Source organism: Enterococcus phoeniculicola ATCC BAA-412 (genome assembly GCF_000407505.1).
Lineage (GTDB): Bacteria > Bacillota > Bacilli > Lactobacillales > Enterococcaceae > Enterococcus_K > Enterococcus_K phoeniculicola.
The window spans coordinates 304,743-329,974 of record NZ_ASWE01000002.1 but is presented as its reverse complement, the minus strand read 5'-3'; the positions used below and the strand labels follow the sequence as shown (position 1 = coordinate 329,974).

General features: G+C 35.9%; 21 protein-coding genes and 1 tRNA gene. 5 read left to right on the top strand and 17 right to left on the bottom strand.

Going from position 1 to position 25,232, the window contains the following annotated elements; all coding sequences use genetic code 11:
* Window positions 1-21: 21 nt before the first annotated feature.
* Window positions 22-3,444: an FtsX-like permease family protein gene (locus I589_RS08310; RefSeq protein ID WP_010768548.1), complete on the bottom strand. Its 3,423-nt coding sequence runs from the start codon at window positions 3,442-3,444 to the stop codon at window positions 22-24.
* A 13-nt stretch (window positions 3,445-3,457) separates the two neighbouring features.
* Complete coding sequence (locus tag I589_RS08305; protein WP_010768549.1) at window positions 3,458-4,159, bottom strand: ABC transporter ATP-binding protein; 702 nt, start codon at window positions 4,157-4,159, stop codon at window positions 3,458-3,460.
* Window positions 4,160-4,298: 139 nt separating this feature from the next.
* Between I589_RS08305 and I589_RS08300 the strand changes: the two genes are divergently transcribed.
* The 3 genes from I589_RS08300 to I589_RS08290 all read left to right on the top strand — a co-directional run bounded on the left by I589_RS08300 (window position 4,299) and on the right by I589_RS08290 (window position 6,396).
* Window positions 4,299-4,970 carry a DNA/RNA non-specific endonuclease gene (locus tag I589_RS08300; protein ID WP_010768550.1) on the top strand — a complete coding sequence of 224 codons (672 nt, stop codon included), beginning with the start codon at window positions 4,299-4,301 and terminating at the stop codon, window positions 4,968-4,970.
* 10 nt (window positions 4,971-4,980) lie between these two features.
* Window positions 4,981-5,346, top strand: a complete 366-nt coding sequence (locus tag I589_RS08295) for a hypothetical protein (protein ID WP_010768551.1) — start codon at window positions 4,981-4,983, stop codon at window positions 5,344-5,346.
* Window positions 5,347-5,463: 117 nt separating this feature from the next.
* On the top strand, window positions 5,464-6,396 hold the full coding sequence (locus I589_RS08290; protein ID WP_034684914.1) for a PTS sugar transporter subunit IIB: 933 nt from the start codon (window positions 5,464-5,466) through the stop codon (window positions 6,394-6,396).
* A gap of 245 nt (window positions 6,397-6,641) precedes the next feature.
* Here the strand turns inward: I589_RS08290 and nagA are convergent, their stop codons facing one another.
* Entirely contained in the window at window positions 6,642-7,793 is a 1,152-nt protein-coding gene (gene nagA / locus I589_RS08285) for an N-acetylglucosamine-6-phosphate deacetylase (protein ID WP_010768553.1), read from the bottom strand.
* 55 nt (window positions 7,794-7,848) lie between these two features.
* A complete protein-coding gene (locus I589_RS08280) occupies window positions 7,849-8,706 on the bottom strand; it encodes a helix-turn-helix domain-containing protein (RefSeq protein ID WP_010768554.1) in 858 nt (285 codons plus the stop codon).
* 134 nt (window positions 8,707-8,840) lie between these two features.
* Here I589_RS08280 and I589_RS18080 point away from each other — a divergent pair, with 134 nt between their 5' ends.
* Window positions 8,841-9,017 (top strand): hypothetical protein, encoded by a 177-nt coding sequence (locus I589_RS18080; RefSeq protein WP_010768555.1) that lies wholly within the window; start codon window positions 8,841-8,843, stop codon window positions 9,015-9,017.
* Between the two features lie 87 nt (window positions 9,018-9,104).
* Here the strand turns inward: I589_RS18080 and I589_RS08275 are convergent, their stop codons facing one another.
* From I589_RS08275 to I589_RS08265, 3 genes are all read right to left on the bottom strand, one after another.
* Window positions 9,105-10,322 carry a pyridoxal phosphate-dependent aminotransferase gene (locus tag I589_RS08275; protein WP_010768556.1) on the bottom strand — a complete coding sequence of 406 codons (1,218 nt, stop codon included), beginning with the start codon at window positions 10,320-10,322 and terminating at the stop codon, window positions 9,105-9,107.
* Window positions 10,323-10,662: 340 nt separating this feature from the next.
* Window positions 10,663-11,118: a GNAT family N-acetyltransferase gene (locus I589_RS08270; protein WP_010768557.1), complete on the bottom strand. Its 456-nt coding sequence runs from the start codon at window positions 11,116-11,118 to the stop codon at window positions 10,663-10,665.
* A 74-nt stretch (window positions 11,119-11,192) separates the two neighbouring features.
* A tRNA-Leu gene (locus I589_RS08265) sits at window positions 11,193-11,275 on the bottom strand.
* A gap of 94 nt (window positions 11,276-11,369) precedes the next feature.
* Here I589_RS08265 and I589_RS08260 point away from each other — a divergent pair.
* Window positions 11,370-11,552 carry a hypothetical protein gene (locus I589_RS08260; RefSeq protein ID WP_010768558.1) on the top strand — a complete coding sequence of 61 codons (183 nt, stop codon included), beginning with the start codon at window positions 11,370-11,372 and terminating at the stop codon, window positions 11,550-11,552.
* 583 nt (window positions 11,553-12,135) lie between these two features.
* On the opposite strand, the gene I589_RS08255 is transcribed toward I589_RS08260, so the two are convergent.
* The 10 genes from I589_RS08255 to I589_RS08210 all read right to left on the bottom strand — a co-directional run bounded on the left by I589_RS08255 (window position 12,136) and on the right by I589_RS08210 (window position 24,799).
* The gene (locus I589_RS08255) at window positions 12,136-12,885 is read right to left on the bottom strand and encodes a hypothetical protein (protein WP_010768560.1); all 750 of its coding nucleotides are present in this window, start codon (window positions 12,883-12,885) and stop codon (window positions 12,136-12,138) included.
* 202 nt (window positions 12,886-13,087) lie between these two features.
* Window positions 13,088-13,630: an FMN-binding protein gene (locus I589_RS08250; protein ID WP_010768561.1), complete on the bottom strand. Its 543-nt coding sequence runs from the start codon at window positions 13,628-13,630 to the stop codon at window positions 13,088-13,090.
* 283 nt (window positions 13,631-13,913) lie between these two features.
* Window positions 13,914-16,181 (bottom strand): glycoside hydrolase family 65 protein, encoded by a 2,268-nt coding sequence (locus tag I589_RS08245; RefSeq protein WP_010768562.1) that lies wholly within the window; start codon window positions 16,179-16,181, stop codon window positions 13,914-13,916.
* Window positions 16,182-17,015: a DUF1189 family protein gene (locus I589_RS08240; protein WP_010768563.1), complete on the bottom strand. Its 834-nt coding sequence runs from the start codon at window positions 17,013-17,015 to the stop codon at window positions 16,182-16,184.
* 15 nt (window positions 17,016-17,030) lie between these two features.
* The gene (locus tag I589_RS08235; RefSeq protein WP_010768564.1) at window positions 17,031-17,879 is read right to left on the bottom strand and encodes a sugar ABC transporter permease; all 849 of its coding nucleotides are present in this window, start codon (window positions 17,877-17,879) and stop codon (window positions 17,031-17,033) included.
* Between the two features lie 2 nt (window positions 17,880-17,881).
* Window positions 17,882-19,174, bottom strand: coding sequence for a carbohydrate ABC transporter permease (locus tag I589_RS08230; RefSeq protein WP_010768565.1), 1,293 nt, complete (start codon window positions 19,172-19,174; stop codon window positions 17,882-17,884).
* A 230-nt stretch (window positions 19,175-19,404) separates the two neighbouring features.
* A complete protein-coding gene (locus I589_RS08225) occupies window positions 19,405-20,655 on the bottom strand; it encodes an extracellular solute-binding protein (protein ID WP_010768566.1) in 1,251 nt (416 codons plus the stop codon).
* Window positions 20,656-20,760: 105 nt separating this feature from the next.
* Window positions 20,761-22,536 carry a glycoside hydrolase family 13 protein gene (locus tag I589_RS08220; RefSeq protein ID WP_010768567.1) on the bottom strand — a complete coding sequence of 592 codons (1,776 nt, stop codon included), beginning with the start codon at window positions 22,534-22,536 and terminating at the stop codon, window positions 20,761-20,763.
* 259 nt (window positions 22,537-22,795) lie between these two features.
* The gene (locus I589_RS08215; protein WP_139242899.1) at window positions 22,796-23,137 is read right to left on the bottom strand and encodes a hypothetical protein; all 342 of its coding nucleotides are present in this window, start codon (window positions 23,135-23,137) and stop codon (window positions 22,796-22,798) included.
* Between the two features lie 171 nt (window positions 23,138-23,308).
* Entirely contained in the window at window positions 23,309-24,799 is a 1,491-nt protein-coding gene (locus tag I589_RS08210) for a helix-turn-helix domain-containing protein (protein ID WP_010768569.1), read from the bottom strand.
* Window positions 24,800-25,232: the final 433 nt, after the last annotated feature.

Below are 25,232 nucleotides of genomic sequence, written 5' to 3'. Positions count from 1 at the left end.
CCCTATTTTATCAATAACAAGTTATTCGTTGGATTTTAAGGCTTCAATCATATCGACTTTTTTCAGTTTAAAGTACATGACAACCCCTACAATGAATGTAAACAAGATAGTAATCAAACTTGAATAAACATAACTCAACCAATGAATCTCTGGTGAAAACATAACCATATCTACTTCTACCGTTTGAAGAATATACCCATGCTCCCATTTACCGAAAAATAATCCGGCAAAAATCCCAAGTACTGTTAAGATAATATTCTCCCGATAAACATACATAATTAATTCTTTGTCATAAAAACCTAAAACCTTTATAGTTGAAAGCTCACGAATTCGTTCTGAAATATTTATATTTGTCAGATTATACAAAACAATGAATGCAAGCATTCCGGCAGAGACAATTAGCACCCAAATAACAATATTTAAACTACTTATTGTTTCATCCAAAGCATTTATTGATTGTGTTAAGAAAGTAACATTAATCACTTTAGGATTTTCCATAAGCATTTGTGCCATAGAATTTTCTGATTGCGCGCTTAAATCTTTATCAAACAGTAAAACATCTGTGTTATAACTTGGCGTTTTTCCAAAGACCTTCTGATAATAAGTAGGGGTCATATAAGCAAAATGACCAGTATAGTTTTCTGCAATTGCAGTAATTTTTACTTTAAATTGTTTTTTATCACTATTTGCAAGCTCGATTGTATCACCTGGTTTTAAATCAAATAACTTAGAAAGCTTTTCATTAATGATGACCCCATCATTTGTTAAGGAGTATTTCTCGCCCGTCTTTCGATCATTAAACAAGACAAATTTACTTATATTATCAGGATCTTTTGGTACATAAACACTGACATCCTGCGTCGTTTTCCCTGTTTCTGAAAGAGTTAAGGTCTCAGAGCTCATCGGCAGACTGTCTTGAAAGCTATCCAAAGCCTCGATTGCTTGTTCATATTCCTGCGTTTGTTTACTGGTTGCCTCTTCTTTAAATGTAACAATTGCTTGGTAATGCCACAGCTTATTAAATTGAACATTTACAACATCGGAAATGGAATCTCGAATACCAAATCCAGTAATAATCATAGACATACAACCTGCAATACCTAGGATTGTCATTAGCATCCTTTGTTTATATCGGAATAAATTACGCATGGTCACTTTTTGGATGAAACTTAATCGTTTCCATAGCGGTGTAACTCTTTCCATAAGAATTCGCTGACCTGCTTTGGGCGCTTTTGGACGTAATAAATTGGCTGGTGTACTAAATAAATCAATACGTACAACTAACAATGCCGTTCCCACCGTACAAACCAAAGCAACTGCAATGCCGATGAGCGAATAACTCCAATACCAAGGAGTCTGGAAACCATCTAAATTATACATTTGACCATACGCACTAAAAATAATTGATGGGAATAGATAGAAACCTAGAACTAGCCCTAAAATAGCCCCCGTCATTCCAGCTGAAAAGGAGTACAATAAGAATTTTTGTGCAATTTCGCCATTTTTATATCCCAAAGCTTTGAACGTTCCAATTTCATTTCTCTTTTCCTCAACCATTCTGGTCATTGTTGTCAAACTAACTAACGCAGCAATTAAGAAGAAAATAATTGGAAAAACAGTAGCTAAAGAAGAAATACGGTTTGCATTTTCTTTATACTCTGTATATCCGGGATTATCATTACGATTGGTGAAGATCAGCTCAGCTGGCTTCAGCTCCTCTAATCTTTTTTCAGCATCCTTGACTTTCTTCTTTGCATCATCAAGCTTAGGCTGATTTTCTTTTTTCTCTTTTTCAAAGGTTTTTATCCCTTCATCATAGGCTTTTTGTCCTTCGTCTAACTCCTTCTGTGCTTCATCAATTTGCTTTTGTCCTTCTGTTTTTCCAGCAGTTAATTCTTTTTGAGCCGAAGTTAGTCGATCCTGTCCATTATCAATTTGCAATTGAGCTACCTGAATTTGTAGCTCACCATTAGAAATTTGTTCTTTTCCAGAATTATATTGATCGATTTGCTCATTGATTGTTGCAATTGCTTGCTGAATTTGTTGAAGACCTGCCTCTAGCTCTTTTTGCTGTTGAAGCAATGTATTTTTTGCAGTTTGAACTTCTTGAACCACCTGGTTTAAATCTGCTTCATTCAATGACTGAGAAAGCTGATTCACTGCATCTTTTAATTCCTGCGATGCGTCCACTTGAATGAGAAGCGTGGACAATGTATTGAGCGTTTGTTTTAACGACTCAGTAAATTCTTCATCTGCAACAGTCTTTACTTGCTCTAACAACCCTTCTATTACTTGATAGGTTGATAGTGCACTATCTAATTGTCCTGCTTTTCTTTGTAAGTCAGATTGTTGAATTGTCAAATCCGTCAATGTCTGCTTTGCCGTTGAAATCTGAGATTCTACAGCTGATAGCTCCTGTTTTTTTTGAGCTAAGGTCTCTGATTGCTGATTTAGTTCTGCTTGACTTTCTTGTAATTTCGCTTGGTTTTCATCAATTTCCTTTTGACCTGTTGAAATTTTCTCATTTAATTCTGTTTGAGACTCAGAAAGTTTTTTCTTCCCATCATCTAGCTCTTTTTTTGAGTCTGCTAATTTTTTTTCGCCATCATTTAATGCTTTTTCACCATCGTCAATCTTTTTTTGTGCTTGTTTAATCTCATCTTTTGCTTCAATTTTGACTTCATTTAATCGTTCTTCTGGTCTATTCTTCAAAATTTTCTCTAGGGCTGCTTCGTTTTTGTTAACGAGACGATCATATTCATCGGAATATGCTTGCGCGTCTGTTGTATTTTTATAGCGAATAAGCGCCCGAGTGTACGTGCTTAAATCTAAATCCTCTTCTGGAATGACCACAAAAAAATCAATGGACCCTGTCCCTACATTCGTATTTCCTCTAGAAACATTTTCAATATATTCAGGCGAATTGACAAATCCGACAATTTTATAAGTGTCTTTCTTAAAAACACCATCTTTATCGTCTTTATCCTCTAACTTAAATGTGTCACCGACTTTGTACCTTCCTTTGATTTGAGCCAGACTATCCAGAGCAATTTCACCACTTTTTTCAGGTAGTCGCCCCTCTTGAATAATATATTGATTGATTCCTTGATTTTTTATATTTAATCCGATAAAACGAATCACACTATTTTTTTCTGTAATGTTCACATCTTTAGAATACTGTGGCGTCACTTCTGCTACTTCAGGCATTTCTTTTATTGTCTTAATGTCTTTGTCAACGATTCCCAAGGTCGAAACAATAGTTGTGTCCGCCAATTGGTGTTCTCTAAAGTATCGGTCACCAGTGCGAATCATATCAGGACCCGTTGCACCGATTCCTACAAAAAAGGCAACTCCTAGAAAAATAATCCCTAAAATAGAAAGAAATCGAGCTTTTGATTGCCATATTTCACGGATGCTTGTTTTCCACATGGCTGTTTTTTTCATCATTGTCCTCTTTCTACCATTCTATTTCTGAGACTGGTGTGGGATTTTCATTAATTTCGACACTTCGAACCTTGGCATCATTAATTCGGATTACCCGATCAGCCATTGGTGCAATCTGTGAATTATGGGTAATAATAATGACTGTTGTCCCTGTTTTTCTTGCTGTATCTTCTAAGATTTTTAAAATTTGTTTCCCTGTTTCATAATCAAGAGCACCTGTTGGTTCATCGCAAAGTAACAGCTTGGGTTGCTTTGCCAAGGCTCTGGCAATCGTCACGCGCTGCTGTTCTCCGCCAGAAAGCTGTGCCGGAAAATTATTCATTCGGTTTCCTAGCCCAACCGAATTCAATACTTCATCTGCATTCAACGCATCAGAAACAATTTGAGAGGCAAGCTCTACGTTTTCTTTTGCTGTTAAGTTAGGGACTAAGTTGTAAAATTGGAAAACAAATCCGACATCATTCCGCCGATAAGTCGTCAGTTTTTTTGCATCAAAATTGGCGATATCTATGCCGTCTATGATAACCTGCCCCTCATCACAACTATCCATGCCGCCTAATATATTTAACACGGTTGATTTACCTGCGCCACTTGGCCCCAAAATAACCGCTACTTCGCCTTTTTCTACACCAAAAGTTATTCCGTCATTTGCGGCAATAACTGTATCACCCATGTTGTATCGCTTATATTCATCAATCACATCTATATACGCCATCTATGTGCCCCTCCTTTTTCTCTCTCTGTTAGTTTACCACAAGAAAATCGTGAATTAAAACGACTCCCTTCATTTATATGACTTGAAGTAATTCTTTTTTTGCGTATACTAAGAAAATAGAAAAAAATAGGAGTGTATTATGAATAAACAATCACAGAAAAAAACAATCACTTCCATCATCGCAGTGATTATTGTTTTACTATCAGGGGCATTTGGGTTCAATTTAGATAAATTTACAAATTCATCTTCACCTAGCACCCCGCAAGAGACACAAAAAAAGACTGGTTTACCAACTGAAGCTGATCTTTCCGCTATTGGCAACAATCCCGGACCATCAGAAAATGGTAGAGCAAATTTCAGTGCGGCAGAGCTTAAAGATACCAAAAAAGGATGGATTGACTATTTTCCTCTCGATGACCATAAACGACCAACTGGTGCACAAGCGCTATTAACCAAAGAAATGATTAATACTGGAACAAGTGCAAACCGAGAGATTCGTCCTCCAGGATTTATCTCTGGACCTAAATATGACCATTCCAGAGGGCATCTCATTGCCAAACAATTTGGTGGAAGCGGAGATGAGCCCAAAAATCTAGTAACCTTATATCAAACCCCTGTCAACGATCCTTATATGAATTTCTACGAATTAAAGATTCGTCAGGCACTAAATAATGGAGAGACGGTTCGTTACCGTGTAACACCCATTTACGATGGCTCTGAGGAAATTCCCGCATCTGTCATACTTGAGGCAAAAGGATTAGATAAAAAGACAACGATTGATTTTTCTGTAACTATTCCAAATATAAAGTAGGTGACCTTTCATGTTCTATGAGCAAAAAAATCGTTCACTAGCCGAACTTATTCACTGGTTACGGACTGATGCCCCAAAAAACTGGGAAGAGCTCGTATTTATTCCAGAAATGGATGAACGCCTTAAACAAAGTCTTTTTCTGCACCGCTCCTCACTCGCCTTATCCTTACATGAATATGAAGCATGGCGATCAGCTGGCGGTGTTCTTCTTGCTAGAACAATTGATGGCGACTATATCGGAGAAAAGCAAGGTGAAACTTTTTTTCTTCCCCATTCACTAGTGAGAGAAGACATCAAAGTAAAATCAACAACTTTTTTAGAACTCTTAGTCGCCTATGAAAATAGTCAGGCAGCTATTTCGACCTTTTTTGACTAAATATTTTTATCCTGCGAAGTGTCTTACATCCTTTTTTTATAAAACTCTCTATTCAAGAAAGCCATTTCATTTTGTGTTATACTATACTTATCATTGTTGATAGATGGGGTGTAGACTATGTTTATTTATGTTGGATGTGCTGGTGGCGGTACATCAAGTATGTTTTGTAAAAAGATAGTTGACGAAATTAATCAGGCAGATGAAAACTTGACAGCTGTTTTTGATGATTTTGCTTCTGTAGACAGAAAGCAGAATAGTTATGGAGAAATGTATGATTTAGTGTTTGCCTATGGGAGTATCGATCAAATACGATTTGATACAGCTTTTGAAATGGGCAATTTATTTGATGTGGTCTTTGTTGCCCCTCAGGTTCGCTATCTCACACCGAAAAAACAAGAGATTTTAGAAGACTACCCTACCCTTGTTCGCGATATTGAAATGAAAATTTTTGGTACTATGAATGGGCCTGTCGCCTACGAAAACTTACTGGATCAACTGATTCATCTTGATTTTGAACGTGGCGCCGTCTCAAAAAACGGGCGTACAACAAAAAATAGAGACAAGGACATTGAGTTGTTTATTCTAGGAGGTGACCGAAAGGATGCCTTTTTCAAAAAAATGTTTTCTTATTGGGAATCCTTGGGTATACGAACACGTGTAGAAAGCTATTCTCTGCAAACACTCTATGATTTTTCTACTGAAGAAGAATTTGATTTACGCATTTTATTCGGTAATTCTAGTCATCTTTCAAAAGAGGAATTCCCCAAATTTGCCAAAAGAATTGATGGATTGCTCGTCTCACCACTTGTAAAAACATCCTTAATGCAAAGACAGGAATGGCTGGATGAGTACAAAATTGCTGCTCAAGTCATAAGCAACACGGATTACATGGCAAAATCTGGAGACAAAGCTGGAGAGGAATTACTAACCTTTTTGGAAGAGCTGATGAGTCGCTCAGAATATACAACAGAGCCTTATGTCGCAGCCCTTGAACAACCTGAACCGCTAAAAAAACGGAAAAGTTTATTCGGCCTGATTTCATGGTCATAAAAAATTGAGGCTGCAGTGATAATTCTATACATAAAAGTGATTGGATAGAAGTGTTTGGTTCTGAGAAAAGGTACTGTGAATCAACGGAAGAAAGACTTCGTGGATTTTGCAGCACCAAGTAGGTACTATACATCAGGAGCATAACTTAATTAGTTATGTCCCACCTTCCTTACGAACAAATATTACAATTTCAAAAAAAGAGTCTAGGACAGTTATGTGTCCTAGACTCTTTCTTCTCTATTCTCTTATTCTGCGTGGTAACGTTCCACCCCATCAAGGTAAGTAGCTTGTAGATTCATGTCAGGAGTCAATACGATAAAGTCAGCAGCACGACCTTTTGCAATACTTCCGCATTTATCATCAATTTTACAGCTGACAGCTGGCACAAATGTCGCCATCATAATTGCTTGTTCTGGTGTTGCAATTCCCCAGTCAACAACATTCTTGATTGCTTCTTTCAACTTCAAAATACTTCCAGCTAAATTGCCGCTTTCAAGACGCGCTGTCCCATCTTTAACGACCACGGGAAACTCACCTAAATTATAGTTGCCATCAGGCATTCCGCCTGCCATCATACAGTCGGTAATCAGCGCAATATGATCATGACCTGCTTTTTCCATCAAGATTTCTGCTGCATTTCTGTGTACATGGTGTCCATCACAAATTAGTTCAGAAAATACATGTTGCAAACTCATCAACGCACCTACCATACCTGGTTCGCGGTGATTTAAGCCACTCATACCGTTAAAGGCATGAACAAAGACACTTGCTCCAGCTTCTACTGCTTCTTGTGCTTCATCTAATGTAGCGCTGCTGTGCCCTAAAGAAACAACAACTCCTTCATCTGTCACTTGTTTAACAAATTCCTTAACCCCTTTACGTTCAGGTGCTAAAGCAATCTTTTTAATTAAACCGCCAGATGCCTCTTGCCATTCGTGGAAAGTTGTTAAATCGGGGTCTCCAAAATAGCTTGGATTTTGTGCGCCTTTATGCTCTTCTGTAAAGAAAGGACCTTCAAAATAGATGCCTTGAATTTTTGCGCCCGTCACTTCTTTATATGTTTTTCCAATGGTTTCTGCAACATCTTTCAACCGTTCTTTACTAGATGTTAATGTAGTTGGTAAAAATGAAGTAACCCCACAAGAAAGCAATCCTTCTGACATGACCTTAATTCCTTGTGCATCATTATCCATCACATCATGATTCATATATCCATGAATATGTGTATCAACCAAACCTGGTGCAATCCACTGACCTTTCTGGTCAATTACTGTGACTTCTTCCTCAGGTAATACTGGCAGGTAGTCACCAAATACTCCGTCTGTAATTTCCAAATAGCCCGGACCCTTTACGCCTGATTTTAAAAAGAACTTGTCTGCAAAGATAAATGTTTTCATTTCACTCGCTCCTTCAATTTTTCTACTTTTAAACTACTCTTATTTCTCGAATAAGTCAAGAATGGTGTAGACCATTTTCGCCGAATTTAGCAATTCTTTGTACTTCAGCAGATAGTTGCTGGTAAACTAAAGATTCTTGTTCACGATTGTTTTTTTTGAGTAGCTTACTTTTTAATTGAAACAGGTCTTCTAAATAATAAAAACTATTTTTTTGACGGGCTAATTGAATCCCACTATCAATGTGCTCATTTGCTAACGCATATTGCCTTTTTTTAAATAAGAAACTAGCATAATTGTAAAATATCTTTGTCAGCTCAACGTTTCCACGCCGATTTGGCAAGCGGTAAAACAAATGTATACTCTTTTTTAAGTATTGTTCTGCTTCTTCAAGATTTCCCATATCCCCATATACTTTTCCAATACAGCTGATTAATTGAATTTCTTCTTTAGAAACATGCATTTTATCTAACTTAAACGTATAGGATAAACCTTGCTTTAACAACGATAGCGCATTCTCACAGTTTCCACGTAAGAAAAATTCGCAACTCCCTAAATAATAGAAATAAAGTTGAATATCTGTATCCAAATATAATTGCTCAATAAGACCAGGACGTTTTAAAAGCTCATCTAATACTTTGTACTCTTTTTTTCTAAAGTGATAGGCCATCAATTCCAAAAGCTCATCTGCTTCTTTTACATCAGTGGAATTATAGAGCATTACTTGATCAATTGTCACACCTAATCTTTGGCAAAGCTGTTGCATGACCAGCACATTCGGTAGCTCTTCTCCATTTTCTATTCGGCTTAATACACTTTGAGAGCAAATGTCTTGTGAGAGCATTTTTTGTGTGAGTTTCCGTTCCTTTCGGATAGCTTTTAATACGTTTCCAAAAGAATCTAAATACCCTTCCATATTTACCCCTCATTTCATGAAATATGCGTATTCGCATTATGAATGTATTCTACTTTATCAGATAATAAACTTCAAGAAAGAATCATTACTTTCCGACGTTTTTACACGTTTTCTATTAATTTGAGGTGAATCTAGTGAGCAATCAGGAAACTGTCTTTTTTATATGGGAAGACAAAGAATTTGAAGGGGTTATTGAAAAAGAATATGAATACTCATTTCTTATTTCCGTACATAACCCTACAGAAGATATGGTTACGAAATATACAAATCGTATGATCGTTAGCAAAAAAGTATGTCGTATTGCAAAATAAAAAAACAACAACTAATTTATCTGAATTTTGTACGGTAAATGCTTCATGTACCGGCTTATCAGATTGGGGTTAGTTGTTGTTTTTCTTTTATTTCTGTTTATAGGTAGATAAAAACTCTCGCATTTTTTCTGCCGTCATTTTTAAATCTTCTAATTTAGGAAGATAAACGATTCGGAAGTGATCCGGCTGATTCCAGTTAAAACCTCCGCCATGAACGAGCAGAATTTTATGCTCATGTAGAAAATCCAATACAAATTGTTCATCATCCACGATATTGAACCGTTTTGCATCAATTTTAGGGAAAATATAAAATGCTGCTTTTGGCTTCACTGCTGAAAGACCAGGTATATCATTGATTGCATTGTAAATAAACTCTCGTTGCTCATAGACGCGACCACCAGGCAATAAAAGCTTATCTACACTTTGGTGTCCACCTAGTGCCGTCTGAATAATCTGTTGAGATAAAACATTTGAACAAAGACGCATAGATGAAAGCATGTTTAATCCTTCAATGTATCCTTTTACTTTTGATTTATCTCCGCTTAATACCATCCAGCCTACACGAAATCCTGCAACTCTATGAGATTTTGAAAGTCCGTTTAAAGTGACAACAAATCGATCAGGTGCTAAAGTTGCAATTGGAATGTGTTGCAATCCATCCATCACTAAACGATCATAGATTTCATCGGAATAGATGATCAAATCATGTTGACGTGCGATTTCTACTATCTCTTCCAACAGTTCTTTTGGATACAATGCACCAGTTGGATTATTAGGATTAATAATGACAATCGCTTTCGTTTGGCTTGTCACTTTTCTTTTAATGTCTTCAATATCTGGGTACCACTCTGCTTCTTCATCACAAATATAATGAACAGGTTTACCTCCCGCTAAAGAAACAGAAGCTGTCCAAAGTGGGTAATCAGGCATAGGAACAAGCACTTCATCCCCATTATTTAAGAGGCCTTGCATACACATAGTAATTAGTTCACTTACACCATTTCCAGTATAGATGTCATTTATCGTCACATTAGGAAAATTCTTTAATTGACAGTATTGTTCAATCGCTTTTCTTGCAGAAAAAACACCTTTGGAATCTGAATACCCTTCCGACTCACGGACGTTCATAATTAAGTCGCGAACGATCTCGTTAGGGGCCTCGAAACCAAAAGTCGCTGGATTTCCTGTATTTAATTTTAAGATACTTACGCCTTCTTCTTGCATACGCTCGGCTTCTTCTAATACTGGTCCGCGAACATCATAACTGACACCATCAAGCTTCGTTGATTTTTCAAATTTTTTCATACGTATCCCTCTTCTCATTGATTACAAACTGTGTGTCAATCGTCTTTTTTATCCTATTTTAACAAAAAAGAAAGGCTTCTACACGAAACAGAAACATTTTTTGAAAGTTACTTCTCAAAAAAATGAACATCATCCTCTTTCCTTTTATAAACAAAAAATGGCTACATAAACTGGCGATCAGAGATTCATCTTTTATCTATCGTTAGAAAAATTGAACCAATTTTCTGTCAATTTCTATTTTACATCAAATCAATCGCTTTTAAAGAATTTTTGCATCTATTTAAAAAAAATTCAACTTCTTTTCAAAGCGGACACATTGGCTCTGCTATCCATACAATTTTTACAAATCAATCGTGTACATACGAGTCGCGCCTTCCTGATCCTGAACCATTGTTAAAAATGACCAGCCATAGTTTTCATACAGTCCTTTGTGGTCCGTCACAAGGTAAAGGGATTCAATCCCTAACTTCTTCATATCCTTACAAACAAATGCAAGCAGGTCTTTAGCAATTTTTTTATTCCTATATGCTGGTTCAACATATACAGCACAAAGATTAGGTGCTAAATCAGGTCGATCATGGAAATCATTTTCGATGACACCAGAGCCTGCGACAATCTCCTCATTGTCATTAAGTACAACATACCATTTGGGAATTACTTGGTCTATGTCTAATGAATCTGCCATACTTTCTTTGTAGGCATCTACAGGAACTCCCCACTTTTCACTAAACCACTGAGCCGCCTCATTTATTTTTTCAATACAGGTATCTACTCTTCGGATGGTAAGATTTTTCACTTTCCTATTCCTCCTATAAAAAAAGCAGATATGTCATAAAAACATACCCGCCCTTTTCCTATTCATTCTATATATGCAGATGATGGGATTTGAACCCACACGAGCTTTCGCCCACACGCCCCTCAAGCGTGCGTGTCTGCCATTCCACCACATCTGCTATATCGGACACTTCTAAATGATACCGATGACCCGTACGAATGTCAAGTAGCCTTGCAAAATTTCTGTTATACTACTTTTAGGGGGTGTTCCGTATGAAACCAGACTATCAAGATGGAAAATATACAGGCTTAGGGTTACTTACGGGAATTCTTATTGGTCTTGCATTTTTTAATCTTTTATTTGGAATTGTTTTAGGAATTGTTATCGGTATTGCGATGGACTGGACGGAAAACCTTCTGATTTATTGGCGACATCAAAAAAATTCAAAAAATTAATCTCTTTCTTTTCTGTAAGTAAAAAGCATCCATCACTTGAAACAACCTTCAAAACGTCAGATTTTTAGTCCAATTTTTTAAGTCATTACAACTATGATAATAATGGATGCTTTTTCATCTACTTTGTTGTCGGGAAATCTTTTTGCAGCATAAACTCATTGTCTACTTCGTAAGGATCAATTCGAGAAACGGGTGCTTTGTGTAATAAATGTTTCAACCATTTAATAATCATCTGCTGTTCCTCCATTCTTTAAGTATAACAAGCCTACTATTTTCAGCTTAAATGTACCTTAAAAATGAAATCTTCTATAGAATTAGCTAGAGCCTACTAAAAAAAGATAAGAGTGCTTCCTTTTTTATTGAATGAATCAGCTACTGGATTTTTGCAATATATCTAGATGTCTCGTTCTTAATTTTTATCTATTTCTTCAGAGACTGCCTTTTTTCTATGTACGTCTTTCCTTGAATCTGCTTTATATCTTCGACTAAGTTTCTTAAAATAAAAATACCGACTAGATTATCCCAGTCGGCGGTCATGTCACTATTCACTAAATATCAATTACATAATCATTTTTTCTGATTACTATTTGAAATAGCCATTTTTCTCTAAATCCGTGTTCTCTTCTTCAATTAATCCACTCAAAGAACGATCTAAAATTGAACGATGTTTTTTACTTCCCTCATCCATATTTTTATCCATTTTTTTAAATTCTTTTCGGGTAATTTTGACTTCAGATTTTGGTTTATTGAATTTTTTTACGGATGGCTCTTCATCTGTTCTTTCTTGAAAAGCAGCAGGCTCTGTATCAAACATCAAAAACGATTGCTCTGATTTCTTCATTGAGTCAATCAGCTCGTCCTCTTTTATAGCAGTATCCGGCTCATCTGGAATAATTGAGGCTGGAATATACTTAGGAACGAAATAAGAGCGCCCAGAATAATTTTTTTTCGTTGAGCGCATAGGCTCAGCACTATGGGTAGATGTTCTGGTTTTTGCAAGGTTTGCTGCATGTTTATGCTGTTCACCAAATAAGTTTTGTTTACCAGTTGCAGTTTTTTCTGTTTTTCTTGGTTTATTATAATCAGGTAGGTTCGCTTTATGCTTAGCTAATTCCTCTTTTTGCTGGATGGAATGTCCCTGCTTTTCATTCGTCATTTTTTGTGAGCGACGTACGTTACGCTCATTGACTTCCCCTGATTTAGCTGATGTAATAAAATCTTCTTCACTACCAAATAATACCCGACGATTTTCCGATTCTAATTTTACCCCAGTTTCATCATCATACGCAGGAAATCGAAAATGCTTGCGCTTAATATTTGGATTATTCTCCATAAATGTCATCCTTTTTCTATACACGTTTTCTAATATCTTACCATAAATCCATTCATTCTAATAGCTTGAATACTGATTTTATAAGGAATTTTTGAGAAATCGGAACATACCTCTCTATTTCTTCTCCCTATAAAAAAACTTCAAGAAGAAGTTCTTTTGAATTTCTCCTTGAAGCAAAGTATATTTCTTTAATTAAGGAACCCTATTCACTTAAATCAACAGCATGCGTTCCCGTTTCCCCTTTAGCAGCATAGCCTAGCGCTTCATTAGCTAAAGCAACAAAATCTGAAGAAGAATGTGTTGCACCAGTAACTGCTTCTATATCTGTTGTTTTTTGTTTCGCAACTAGCTCATCGCTTAATTCTTTCATATATTTTTCTGGGTATGTTTTATTTGCAGCATTCATTTTTTCTTTGTAGTCAGCATCTTCTGTTTTCAGCTTGCCATCCTTGTCTACTGCATTAAATGTTGCATCTGCGATTTTCCCATCAGCAATTTTTACAACGACATATTCTTTCCAGCCATTTTCATCAAAGTCTTTGGCTTCCACACGATATTCGCCATCTTTGTAATCAACTGCTTCAGCCGAAGAAACTTCCGTTGAAGAACTATCTGTACTTGCAACACTACTAGATGAAGCGGCTTCTGATGAAGATGAGCTGCTAGATGAAGTATCGCTGCTACATGCTCCTAATAAAAGTAATGCGGCTATACTTGCCACTGCTAAGCCAAGTTGTTTCTTCATTTCTTTTTCCTCCAAATCATTTTTCAGTGAAAAACCACTGAATTTCTTTCACAAACTTAGCTTACCACCTTCTTATTTTTGACTCAAGTAATACCACTTGAAAATGAAAATAGAACGAACATCTATTTAAAATTCAACTACTAGTTCTTATTTAGTTGTCTTCTCTTCATCAACAACATTGAACTGAAGTCTGATGTAAAAATGTCGCTACTTGCTTCTTAAAGTTGAGCATTTCTATTCAGACTTCCCAAAGATTTACAAAAAAAAAGAGCCGAAGCTCTTTTTATAAAGATTGTTCTATTCTATTTTCTAACAAAACTGGTTTATCAAATATACGCAGTTCTAGCGGTTCACCTGTAAGCAATGTAATCACTAATTCTTTTTTCGTTACTTTCACTTCTATCAAACGATCTTGATAGCCAATTGGGAAGGAGTAACCATCCCAATCATTTGGACAAAATGGAGAAAACTGTAATTTTCCATCAAAGGTTCGCATCCCTGCAAATCCTTGAACAATGGCAAGCCAACTACCACTCATCGAAGTGATATGTAGCCCATCATCTGTATCATTATTATAATTATCCAAATCCAAACGAGCGGTTCTTGCATAGAGTTCAACTGCTTTTTCCTCTTTTCCAAGCTCTGCAGCAAGGATTGAATGGATACATGGAGATAAGGAGGATTCGTGAACAGTCATTGGTTCATAAAAATCAAAATTCCGTTCTTTTTCCTCTCTGGTAAACTCGTTGCCAAAATAATAAATTCCCTGTAAAACATCGGCTTGTTTTATAAAGCAGCTTCTCAAGATATGGTCCCATGACCAATTTTGATTAAGTGGTCGCACCTCATTGGGTAATTCATCAGCAGACATCAGCTCTTTATCTAAAAAGGTATCATGCTGGACAAAAATCCCTAGGTCTTCTTCTTTTGGAAGGTACATTTGTTCCACAATTTCTTGCCATTTTTCTTTTTCCTCAGTCGTTACATGCAATTCTTCTTTAGATGTATCAAGTGCCTGATCATAATTTTCCAATGTATAACGTAACACCCAAGAAGCAATATAATTCGTATACCAATTATTGTTCACATTATTTTCATACTCATTTGGCCCAGTAACTCCGTGAATCATATAGGCCTGATTTCGTTTTGAATAATGAACACGATCCGCCCAAAAGCGAGCGATTGCTACCAAAACTTTAATCCCGTCAGAATCAAGATAACTTCTGTCTCCGGTATAATTTGTGTAGTTATAAATGGCATAGGCGATAGAGCCATTTCTATGAATTTCTTCAAAAGTAATTTCCCATTCATTGTGGCACTCTACTCCTGTAAAAGTAACCATTGGATACAAGGCTCCCTTTAATCCTTGTCTTTTCGCGTTGATGAATGCTCCGGGAAGCTGATCATAGCGATATTCCAACAAACGCTTTGTGACAGATGAGTCTGCCACAGAAAGATACATAGGAACAATATATGCTTCTGTATCCCAATAGGTAGCCCCGCCATATTTTTCTCCTGTAAATCCTTTAGGTCCCACATTTAAGCGTTCATCTTCTCCATAATACGTAGAAAATAGCTGAAATAAATTAAAGCGAATCCCTTGTTGTGCTTCCGGATCTCCTTCAATTTTTACATCCGCACGCTCCCAGCGTTTCTCCCAGGCTTTTGTCTGTTCCTCTAAATGTTCTGCAAATGTTTTTGAAGCAGCACTCGCTAATAGTTTTTCTGCACATTTTAATTGTTGGGGTTCATCTACGTCTCTGCTAGTTACTACTGAAACCATTTTTTCTAAAGAATATCGTGCTTCATCAGCTGTCCACTCATAGGATTCCCCTACAAACAACGGTTTCTGTATTTCTTTACCTTTTCCAAGTGTTCCTCGATTTTTCATCGCTGTTGTCACAGTAAACTTAGGAACCTCAAAAGGATTTTCGATTGTTTGAACGGTTAACGCATGAATAGTCTCTGAAATATGACGTTCTTTTTCAACCCAGAACATTTCTTCATAGTTGCTGTCTTCATTTTTAACATTTCCATCTATTGTGGATGTTACAGAAATAGATGGAGCACCTTTCAAAACATCAATTGTTAATCGAAGAAAAGCCATCTCTTTTTGAACAATACTAACAAAGCGTTCAAATGAAAACTTTAATTTCGTCGTAGCTGTTTGATAAGTAAATGATCGACTCAACAGGCCATTTCGCATGTCTAATTCAACATAGAAATCTTCTACAGCTAACTTAGCTAAATCAATTTCTTCACCATCTACACTAATTTTCAACCCAATAAAGTTGGTAGCGTTAATCACTTTTCCAAAATAATCAGGATAGCCATTCTTCCACCAGCCAACTCTGGTTTTATCAGGAAACCAGACTCCTGCAAGATAAGTTCCTTGATGAGTGTCTCCACTATACGTCTCTTCAAACATCCCACGCATGCCCATATACCCATTGCCAATAGAAGTTAAGCTCTCCATTAATCGCTTATTTTCTCGGTCCAGCGTATGTGTAGATACTTTCCAAGAGTCTATATCAAAAAGTCGTTTATACATCTATTTGTCCTCCACTCCCCGTGAATCTTTAAACCTAGTCTTTATATAGCTTGCAAACAGCATGCCAATCATTCCAAATGACTGGATACCTATCATTACAGTAATATCAAAATGGACGAGTCCTACAAATAAAGCAATTATCGATCCAATTCCCATGCTCGCCAGAACCATGCTCACACTTTCTGAATAAGAATGAATCGAAGATAAACGGCTTTTTTTCGTTAACCATAAGAAAAATGCAGCACCTAAAACCAACAAAAGATTCATCATAAATAATAAAAATCCAGTAGTCACGCTCATAGTAAGTAACAGTGAAGAACGATTATTGCGAACAAATTCTTCATTTATACTTGTTCGTGCCTCTTTTTGATTCGTAATTTTTTCAGGGGAAAACTTGTCTGAATAATTCATTTGATAAACATACTGTTTTCCACCAATTGTTTCATGAATTTGCCACTTCTTCTCTGAAAAGTTTAGACTGTATTGTTTCTCACTTAATTGTTTTTCTGATAAATTCGTTCCAATAACTCCCTTCTTGGTCTCTTCAAATATTTGAACAGCGGAGTCATTTAATTGTCCATTTTTAATTGGAAGCTGTTGGATATCCTTTGCAGTTTGTTCAGTCAACAGCTCTTTTACATGAGGCATAAATTGATTTTCATCAATCACCTTCACTCCTGAAAAAGAAAGAGTTGCAGGGATAACTAACAATGCAGTTAAAAAAAGATACAATACAAATAATTGAAACCAATTGAACTTTTTCCGAAATTGGAAAATCTTCCTTGGAGAAAAAATCGCTTGAAAATAATTAATTGGAAATACGTCTGTTTTCAAAGAGAATCAGCCTTTCTAGCCCTTCGTTCCACCAGAAGTTAATCCAGTAACGAAGTGTTTTTGTAGGAAAAAGAACAATACTGAGATTGGTAAGGCAATTAAAATCGCTCCTGCAGCAAATAATGCCACTCGCTGATTTCTTGCATCATTAATAAATGTTTGCAATCCGACTGCAACAGTGAGTCGTTCTGGTGTTCTTAATAAGAAACGAGCAAGCATAAAGTCCCCGAAAGGTCCCATAAATGCCCAAAGTGCTTGAACAGCCACCATTGGACGAACTAACGGCAGAACGATTTGAGCAAAAATTCTAAAGTGTCCTGCACCATCTAGCTTCGCTGATTCATCCAAATCAATTGGTACTGTATCAAAGTAACCCTTCATGAGCCACGTATTCATTGGAATTCCCCCACCAATATAAATAAGTGTTAGAAACCAATATTGATCCAGTCCATTTGTTAGAACTGCCATGACATAAAAAGCAGTCAATGCAGCCATTGTAGGAACCATTTGGATAATCAAGAAAAACATCAAGCTCTTTTTTCGTCCGGCAAAGCGGTAGCGACTGTATGTGTACCCTGCTAAGGTCACAATGATTACTTGAAAGATCATAGTAGAAATTGCCACTAACAAAGTATTTTTATACCAGTCAAAGTAAAGTGTTTCGCTAAAGAGACGCGAAAAGTTCTCCATCGTCCATTTTGTATGAAAATCTAATTTAAAAGCAATCAAGTTTCCCGGTTTAAATGCAGAAGTCGCAGTAATAAGCAATGGATAGATGATTACGATTGATAAGGCGACAAGAAATAAATAGGTGAAAAATTTGTTTAAAAATTTCTTGCGCTTTTCTGAACTATTTTTTTTCATGTCTAATCCTCCATATTAAATGCATTTGTACGTTTAAAGACAACTAATGAAACTGAAATAACGATAAACGAAATAATTAACGTAATCGCAGAAGCCACTGAGTATTGAGGTGAGCCGCCTGTCGTCAACTTATATATCCACGAAATCAAAATATCTGTGGAACCAGCTCCGCCACCTAAGCTTCCCGGTCCGCCATTATTAAACAAGTAAATCATAGAAAAGTTATTAAAGTTTCCAGTGTACTGTGTAACAAATGTTGGTGCAGCTACTAGAAAAATAGCAGGTAATGTAATGTTTCTAAAACGTTGGAGTGCATTCGCGCCATCCATTTTTGCTGCTTCATATAAATCTTCTGAAATAGACTGCAAAATACCGGTAACCATGACATAAATATAGGGGAACCCTAGCCATCCCTGAATCAGAATAATTGCTGTTTTTGTCCAAAATGGATCCGTTTTCCAGGCAATCATTGGGATATCAATAAAAGGAAGATGATTTAATAGTGGAATCACCTGAGTATTGATGGCTCCCGCGGTATCATTAAATATATTTGAAAAACTCATAATTGTAATAAATGCAGGAACTGCCCATGGTAATAAGAAGATTACCCCAAAGAAACGTCTAAATTTCAGGAATTTTTGGTTAGCAACTACTGCTGTAAGAATCCCTAAAGTAATTTGAAGAGTCGTTGCACAAATTGTCCAGATAACTGTCCAGCTAAAGACTTTCACAAAGGTTTCTCTATATGAGCTTAAAGTAAATATGTTCGTAAAGTTTGTGAATCCTATCCAATCAAGAACATTTGCTGGAGGGATATGTTTAAAATCATAGTTCGTGAATGCCATAAATAAAGTAACCAATACTGGAAAAATAATTGCAACAGTCATTACTAGATACGCAGGAATAGTCAATAAATACGGAAATCCATTTTCATAAACATTATTCATCAATTCCTTAGGAGTACTTGGCACTTTATCTCCACGATTCATTGCCTCAGAGACTTTTTTTGCATCTCGTATGGTCAATACCCAGAAAAATAAGAAAATTGCGGTGATAATAATTTGTAGCGTTCCTTCAATAAGCATAAACAATGAATTGTCTTGCATTGGAACCGCCCCTAATGTAAAGAAGCCAACCAAAGCTTGTCCACCGAATAGGATCATTTCCAATACAAACAAGAAAAACACTGCAAGAAATAAGATCCCTTTAACCTTTTGTTTGTTGTACAATTGTCCCAATCCAGGAACAATGGATAATAACATCGCTTTTTGCGGGTTACGTTTTGTGTTATCCATTGAAAATCCCCCTTTTAAAATTGGAGAATCTGGAAATAACTATGATAGCTACTTCCAGATTTCCTAAAATCTTAATAAAGGCTGGGTCAAAAGCACTTCGTTTTGCTCTCAACAACTTCTACGCATAAAACATGCGTTGAGTTGAAGGCTTCTGTCCCGACCTCTTGTTTTACCTGTCATTTTTTACTAATCTAGTCTTTTTTCTATTCAAAAGACGTGTAAATTATGGATTAATATTTTTGTTCAATTGCATCTTGAATGGTCTTCACTGCATTATCTGCTGCTTCTTTTGGTGACATGTTTCCTGAACCAGCATCAAACATCATATTTTCAGCACCTGACCAAACTTCAGCCATTTCTGGAATATTTGGCATTGGTTGAGAAACACCATATTGTTCAATAACAGCTGCGGCAATTGGATCGTCATTTCCTTTTACTTTTTCCTGTGCTTGCGCATTGGCAGGAATATCATTTCTCATATCATATAGTTTTGTTTGATTTTCTTCATTTGATAAATAATCTAAGAATTTTTGTGCTAGGTCTTTATCTTTTGCAAAGTTACTTACTACCCAAGCTTTTCCGCCACCAAACGTTTGATAAGCTTCTCCGTTATTTAGTGTTGGGATTTTCGCAACGCCGTAATTAATTCCTGCATCTTTAAATCCGCTAGCTCCCCAAGGTCCATAAATGATTGCTGCTGTTTTTCCTTGATTAAAGTAATCTAACATCAAGTTTTCGTTTGCTTTTACATCTAGCATTCCTTGTGGCCATACGTCTTTGAACCAATCTGTTGCATAGCTTATTCCTTCAATTGCTCCCTTGTTGTTCAAACCAACATCAGAAGCATCCTTTCCTTCATCACCAAACACATAGCCGCCGTAACCAGCTAACAAGCCATAAGTGTAGTAGAAGTCTGTCCAACGAGCTAAAAATCCAACATTTTTTCCATCTTCTTCATATTTTTTATCTTTTGAAATAGCTTCTAAATCAGCAAATGTTTTTGGTGCTTCAGAAAGCAAATCTTTATTGTAGAATAAAACAACTGCTTCAATCATTGCTGGTGCGCCATAAACTTTTCCATCAATACTTACTTGTTTTTTATCTGTTTCTGTATAGCGACCATCATCAGGTAATTTCACTTCTGCCAAGTTTCCTTGAGATCCTTGTTGTCCTACGCGGTCATATGGTGACATTGTCACGTCTGGGCCTTTTCCAGCAGGTCCATCAAGCTGTAACGCATCCATTTGATCAAACATATCTTTTTCTACTACTTCAACTTTTACATCATTTTCTTTTTCAAATGCGCCTTTAATATCATTTACATATTCAACGTAATCTTTTCCGACAGATACTTGTAACGTTTTTGCATCCGTTGCAGCCGTATCTTTCTTGTCATTAGAGCCACCACAGGCTGCTAAAGTAAAAATCGCTCCTGCTGATACTAACCCTAAACCTAATTTACGCCAATTTGTCTTTCTCATTTCCTTGCCCCCTAAATTATTTTTTCTTTACATCCATATTATGCAATCGCTTCACCTTTGAAGCAAGCGTTTTCCATTTGTTACCGGTAACAGAATATTTTTCTTCTATTTTTTGCTTAAAACTACGATAAACCCATGATTTCCGATAGAATATTTTCCTGATTCCAGATTCACTTCATTTTGTGAAAGAATACACTCCCCTTCTATATCTAACGAAACCGATTGTGCTGATTCGTTAAAAAAAGCAGTAATCAGAGTATCTTCTATTTCTCTTGAAAATAGAATCTGATTTTCTTCATCATTAACAGTACGCCAGTTTAAGTCGCCATACGTAATCACTTCAGAAAATTCTTTACGAAGCTGAATCAACTTCTTAGTGAATGTATGCATCTCTTTATCTTGCTTTTCCTCTTCCCAAACCATACAACGACGACAATCCGGATCATTATCTCCCAACATGCCAATCTCCGTGCCATAGTAAATACATGGTGAACCTTTTTGTAAAAACATGAATGCTAATGTAGCTTTCGCTAAATCCTTATCTCCATTACAAATCGTCAAAATACGTGCAGTATCATGGGAATCCAGAATATTAAAGGTAACCTCGTTTGTTTGATCTCTGTAAAGCAACTGCTGGTGATTCATCCCACTAACCATTTTGCTAGGAGAAATTTTTTTATTAACAAAGAAATCTTTAATATTGTCTGTGAATGCATAATTCATCACCGCATGAAATTCGTCTCCTTGAAGCCAGCTTTGTGAAGAATGCCAAATCTCTCCTAAAATATAGAAATCTTCCTTAATTGCTGTAACTTCTTTACGGAATCTTTTCCAAAAATGATGGTCTACCTCGTTTGCAACATCCAAACGCCATGCATCAATATCAAATTCTCGAATCCAGTACGTTGCAATGTCCAATAAATAGTCTTGAACTTCCGGATTTGCAGTATTTAACTTAGGCATATGAGGTGTAAATGCAAACGTATCAAAGCTTAAATTCCTCGCAGTTTCTGGAATGTCTGTCATGTCGTAATCATCTACAGGGAAGGAATGAATGTGGAACCAGTCTGCATATTTTGACTGTTCCCCATTTTTAATCACGTCTTGCCACTGCGGTGAGTAGTCACCCATGTGATTAAATACAGCATCTAGCATGATTCGAATTCCTCTTTTATGTGCTTCATCCACTAGCTTCTTAAACAGCTTCTTATCACCAAAGTCAGGGTCAATTTCATAGTAATCAATAGTGTCGTATTTATGATTAGAAGTCGCTTTAAAGATGGGACAGAAATAAATACCATTGATACCTAAATCAACTAAATAATCTAAATGATCCAGAACGCCTTGTAGGTCCCCGCCAAAGAAATCCTCTCGATCCGGTAATTTACTTCCCCAAGGAAGCGTTCCTTTTGGATCATTATTTTTATCCCCATTGGCAAATCGCTCGGGAAATATTTGATACCAAACCGTATCTTTGACCCATTCTGGTGAGTGAAACCGGTCAATTTCTTGAAAATAAGGCATTCTAAAATAATAGTTAGCAATTTCCAAGAATTCCTCTTTATAGTCAAATACCCCTTGGTCACCATAAAAAATCTCTGTTCCATCTTTTCCTTCCACGTAGAAGCCGTACTGTAATCGATGAAATTTACTTTGTGTCTCGATTTCCCAGTAGTCATGTAAATCTGTACTCAATGTTTTTTTCATAGGCGTTTTTTCTAGATACCATTTATCAAAGCTAATCAGGTATGGATCTCCTTGAATTAACCCTACCTGTTGAACATCGTCACGCTCTGTTCGCAAACGAATGCGCATAGTGTCTTTGGTATACAAGAAAGCGTATTCACTTTCAGGCCGATGATATAATGCAGAAGTATTCATCTAATCTCTCCTTTTCTCTCTTTCTATTTCATGATAGTCGAAAGCCATTCTGTCATCAATTCAAAATCGGTTGTTAACGGTAACAGAATTTGAATTCAGGTTATGTGAAACTGCTTATCGATTAGTCAACACCTCTTATACTAGAAGTCAGGCAGACAAAAAAAGAAACAGCATAGCAATAAAAAAACAACAACACTTGTTTTTCATAAAAGCTAGCTGAATCTCTTTTCCATTAAAAACGAATGATATATTTTTTAACCTACAAAGGTTGTTCCTTTTTTACCCAGCAGTCGGAATAATAATCGACATAGTTTGGCACTTGTCCGCTATCTTTCAAAATGAATGCTTTTATATCTTCTTCCACTGTATCCATTCCTGCAACAATGACCATACTGCACTCATTGCATAGCTCGGCTAAGTAAATCTTCGCATCATCCCAAAATTTTTCAACCAGCATACGATCTTCAAGTTTATCGATAACCGACTGAATCGTTTCTTCAAGACAAATCACACTTTCGATACTATGTTTTTTTACACGTACTTTGGAAACCTCCATATTTGTACAAAAATAGTTCTTTATTTGTTCTTCAGTCCATTCCATGGGAAAAACACATCTTCTTTCGACAGAGGTAAATGAATGTTTGCTGTCAAAATATACTGAGCAAAAGTTTCTTCTTTTTCGATTTTCAAAAAATTCTTTCATTACAGTTGCCCTCTTTCTTATCTATGATTTATCGTTGAATCATACCTTGCCGCTATCAAATAATCCGCTTCAGCTATTTTCTTGATAATTTTTTTCGTTCACTTTCGATCCTAAATACGCTCCTAGTTCTTTCCATAACGTTTGATTAGCGAATTCATTAAAATAAAAGTATTTCTTCTTCATTTTACTATGACATGTGTCAGAAATTACGATATCTGCTGAATAATAATCTTCAGAAATTTGAATTACATCTTTTGTATACATAACCTCCAGCGCCTTTTCGACAATAAATTTGTATTCTGGTCTTTGAAAAAATTCTAAATAAACGTACTGTGTAATGTCAGGAATTACAGTAATATATCCAGAAATAACCTGTAGTAGATGAATCACTAAAATTTGAAACCCATTTTCTTCGCAAAGCGTGTCTAAAGATTCTTCTATGCAGCTTCTTAGAAAGTTTAAAATGGAATGATTCTCATTTTGTTGATTCTTTGATACCATATACCGATGTAGCCCAAAATAATAAACAACCACTATGCTGCATGAGATACTATAGGCTAATTGATAAAAGATTTTTTCCGGCAAGAAAACTTTTCTTTGAATCAATTTAAGTAGATGATATGTTTGTGTGACAATTTTATTATCCACTAAATCCAAAATTTTTATACCAATTTGCTCTTTTTCTTGTTTAGTTAAAAATTCTTGAATCAGATAGGTCATAAAAAATGATAAGTGAACTCGCTCGTTATAAGAAAAAGAAGTCTGAAGCTCTGAAATTAAATAATGAATCTCTTTTGCACTACCAATCACTTCCCCTAAATTGACAATATCTTTCTCCATAAAATCAAGTTTACAGTGATTACGATTAGCCAGTTCATAAATTGCTAGAATATCGTATATTTTATTTTGGTTTATAGGAGACAGCATCTCAATTTTTTTTGTCTTTAAGTAGCGAAAAGAAGAAAGAATTTCTTTTTTTTCAATACTTTTAAACAACCATTTTTCTCCTCTGGAAATCAGAATCGTGGAAAAGTAATGCAGCATTCGTATGGAAGATTCATTTCCCGAAAGCTCAAACGTTGTTGTTTTCTTTTTAGTCAATTTGACATCTGCCTCGATGGAAATAAGAAACTTTTTGAGTCTCCCTAATAGTTTATAGGAATAAGATTGACTATAAGCTAAGGTATCTGCCATGGTTGACAATCGAAAGGAACGCTTTTCCAATACAAATAGAAGAACTTGATATAATGAAGAGCTTGTTACATATTTTTCTCTCATATTATTTAATAAATAGATAAATTGTTCATCGCAAATAAGCGGAGAAAAATTTATTTTACCTGACTTATTTTGTAAATCAGGTAAATCAGATTTTGACTGACTATATTCGTAAATATCCTCCACCACAGAATCGATTACTTCTCTAGCTTGTCTTTTAGAAAGATGAAAATCGTCCTCTATTTCAGTTAAAAGAACAGGTCCTTGTTTTAGCTGTCTTAAAATTTTAAGTTTTTGCATTTGTTTTTTCGTTAAAAATGAAGCGATGATTTCGTCTGGCAGCATCACAATCACTCCTTTTTACAAGAGTTTTTTTCTTTATGTCAGCTTCATATAGACAAATACGTCTATGGACTTGACGAATCTTTTTCTTTTATCAATTTACAGAAAAAGAAACGACTATTATCTGACTTTTACTCAATGAATGTATAAAAGACCTCATAATACAATCAATCTTTTTTTTGTTTTAAATAACATTGTATGAATAGTAAAGCAAATAATATCATTGCGAAAAATACAGCGACTCCATAAAGGATATTCATTGTCTTAGCTCCTTAATAGTTTTTGAAAAAGACTTGCCAACAAAGTTTGACTCCAACATTAAACTTATAATAGATTGTGTATAAATAAACTTGTCTATCATTTATAGTACCTCTTTTTTTTCTGACGAATTATCTTAAATCCGTTAAAAATGACAGACTTGTGATAATTTATCAAA

What these genes read in the sequence shown, in the direction of transcription:
- I589_RS08310 (WP_010768548.1), bottom strand. Translation starts at nt 3,444, where the DNA reads ATGAAAAAAACAGCCATGTGGAAAACAAGCATCCGTGAAATATGGCAA.
- I589_RS08305 (WP_010768549.1), bottom strand. Translation starts at nt 4,159, where the DNA reads ATGGCGTATATAGATGTGATTGATGAATATAAGCGATACAACATGGGT.
- I589_RS08300 (WP_010768550.1), top strand. Translation starts at nt 4,299, where the DNA reads ATGAATAAACAATCACAGAAAAAAACAATCACTTCCATCATCGCAGTG.
- I589_RS08295 (WP_010768551.1), top strand. Translation starts at nt 4,981, where the DNA reads ATGTTCTATGAGCAAAAAAATCGTTCACTAGCCGAACTTATTCACTGG.
- I589_RS08290 (WP_034684914.1), top strand. Translation starts at nt 5,464, where the DNA reads ATGTTTATTTATGTTGGATGTGCTGGTGGCGGTACATCAAGTATGTTT.
- nagA (WP_010768553.1), bottom strand. Translation starts at nt 7,793, where the DNA reads ATGAAAACATTTATCTTTGCAGACAAGTTCTTTTTAAAATCAGGCGTA.
- I589_RS08280 (WP_010768554.1), bottom strand. Translation starts at nt 8,706, where the DNA reads ATGGAAGGGTATTTAGATTCTTTTGGAAACGTATTAAAAGCTATCCGA.
- I589_RS08275 (WP_010768556.1), bottom strand. Translation starts at nt 10,322, where the DNA reads ATGAAAAAATTTGAAAAATCAACGAAGCTTGATGGTGTCAGTTATGAT.
- I589_RS08260 (WP_010768558.1), top strand. Translation starts at nt 11,370, where the DNA reads ATGAAACCAGACTATCAAGATGGAAAATATACAGGCTTAGGGTTACTT.
- I589_RS08255 (WP_010768560.1), bottom strand. Translation starts at nt 12,885, where the DNA reads ATGGAGAATAATCCAAATATTAAGCGCAAGCATTTTCGATTTCCTGCG.
- I589_RS08250 (WP_010768561.1), bottom strand. Translation starts at nt 13,630, where the DNA reads ATGAAGAAACAACTTGGCTTAGCAGTGGCAAGTATAGCCGCATTACTT.
- I589_RS08245 (WP_010768562.1), bottom strand. Translation starts at nt 16,181, where the DNA reads ATGTATAAACGACTTTTTGATATAGACTCTTGGAAAGTATCTACACAT.
- I589_RS08235 (WP_010768564.1), bottom strand. Translation starts at nt 17,879, where the DNA reads ATGAAAAAAAATAGTTCAGAAAAGCGCAAGAAATTTTTAAACAAATTT.
- I589_RS08230 (WP_010768565.1), bottom strand. Translation starts at nt 19,174, where the DNA reads ATGGATAACACAAAACGTAACCCGCAAAAAGCGATGTTATTATCCATT.
- I589_RS08225 (WP_010768566.1), bottom strand. Translation starts at nt 20,655, where the DNA reads ATGAGAAAGACAAATTGGCGTAAATTAGGTTTAGGGTTAGTATCAGCA.
- I589_RS08220 (WP_010768567.1), bottom strand. Translation starts at nt 22,536, where the DNA reads ATGAATACTTCTGCATTATATCATCGGCCTGAAAGTGAATACGCTTTC.
- I589_RS08215 (WP_139242899.1), bottom strand. Translation starts at nt 23,137, where the DNA reads ATGGAATGGACTGAAGAACAAATAAAGAACTATTTTTGTACAAATATG.
- I589_RS08210 (WP_010768569.1), bottom strand. Translation starts at nt 24,799, where the DNA reads ATGCTGCCAGACGAAATCATCGCTTCATTTTTAACGAAAAAACAAATG.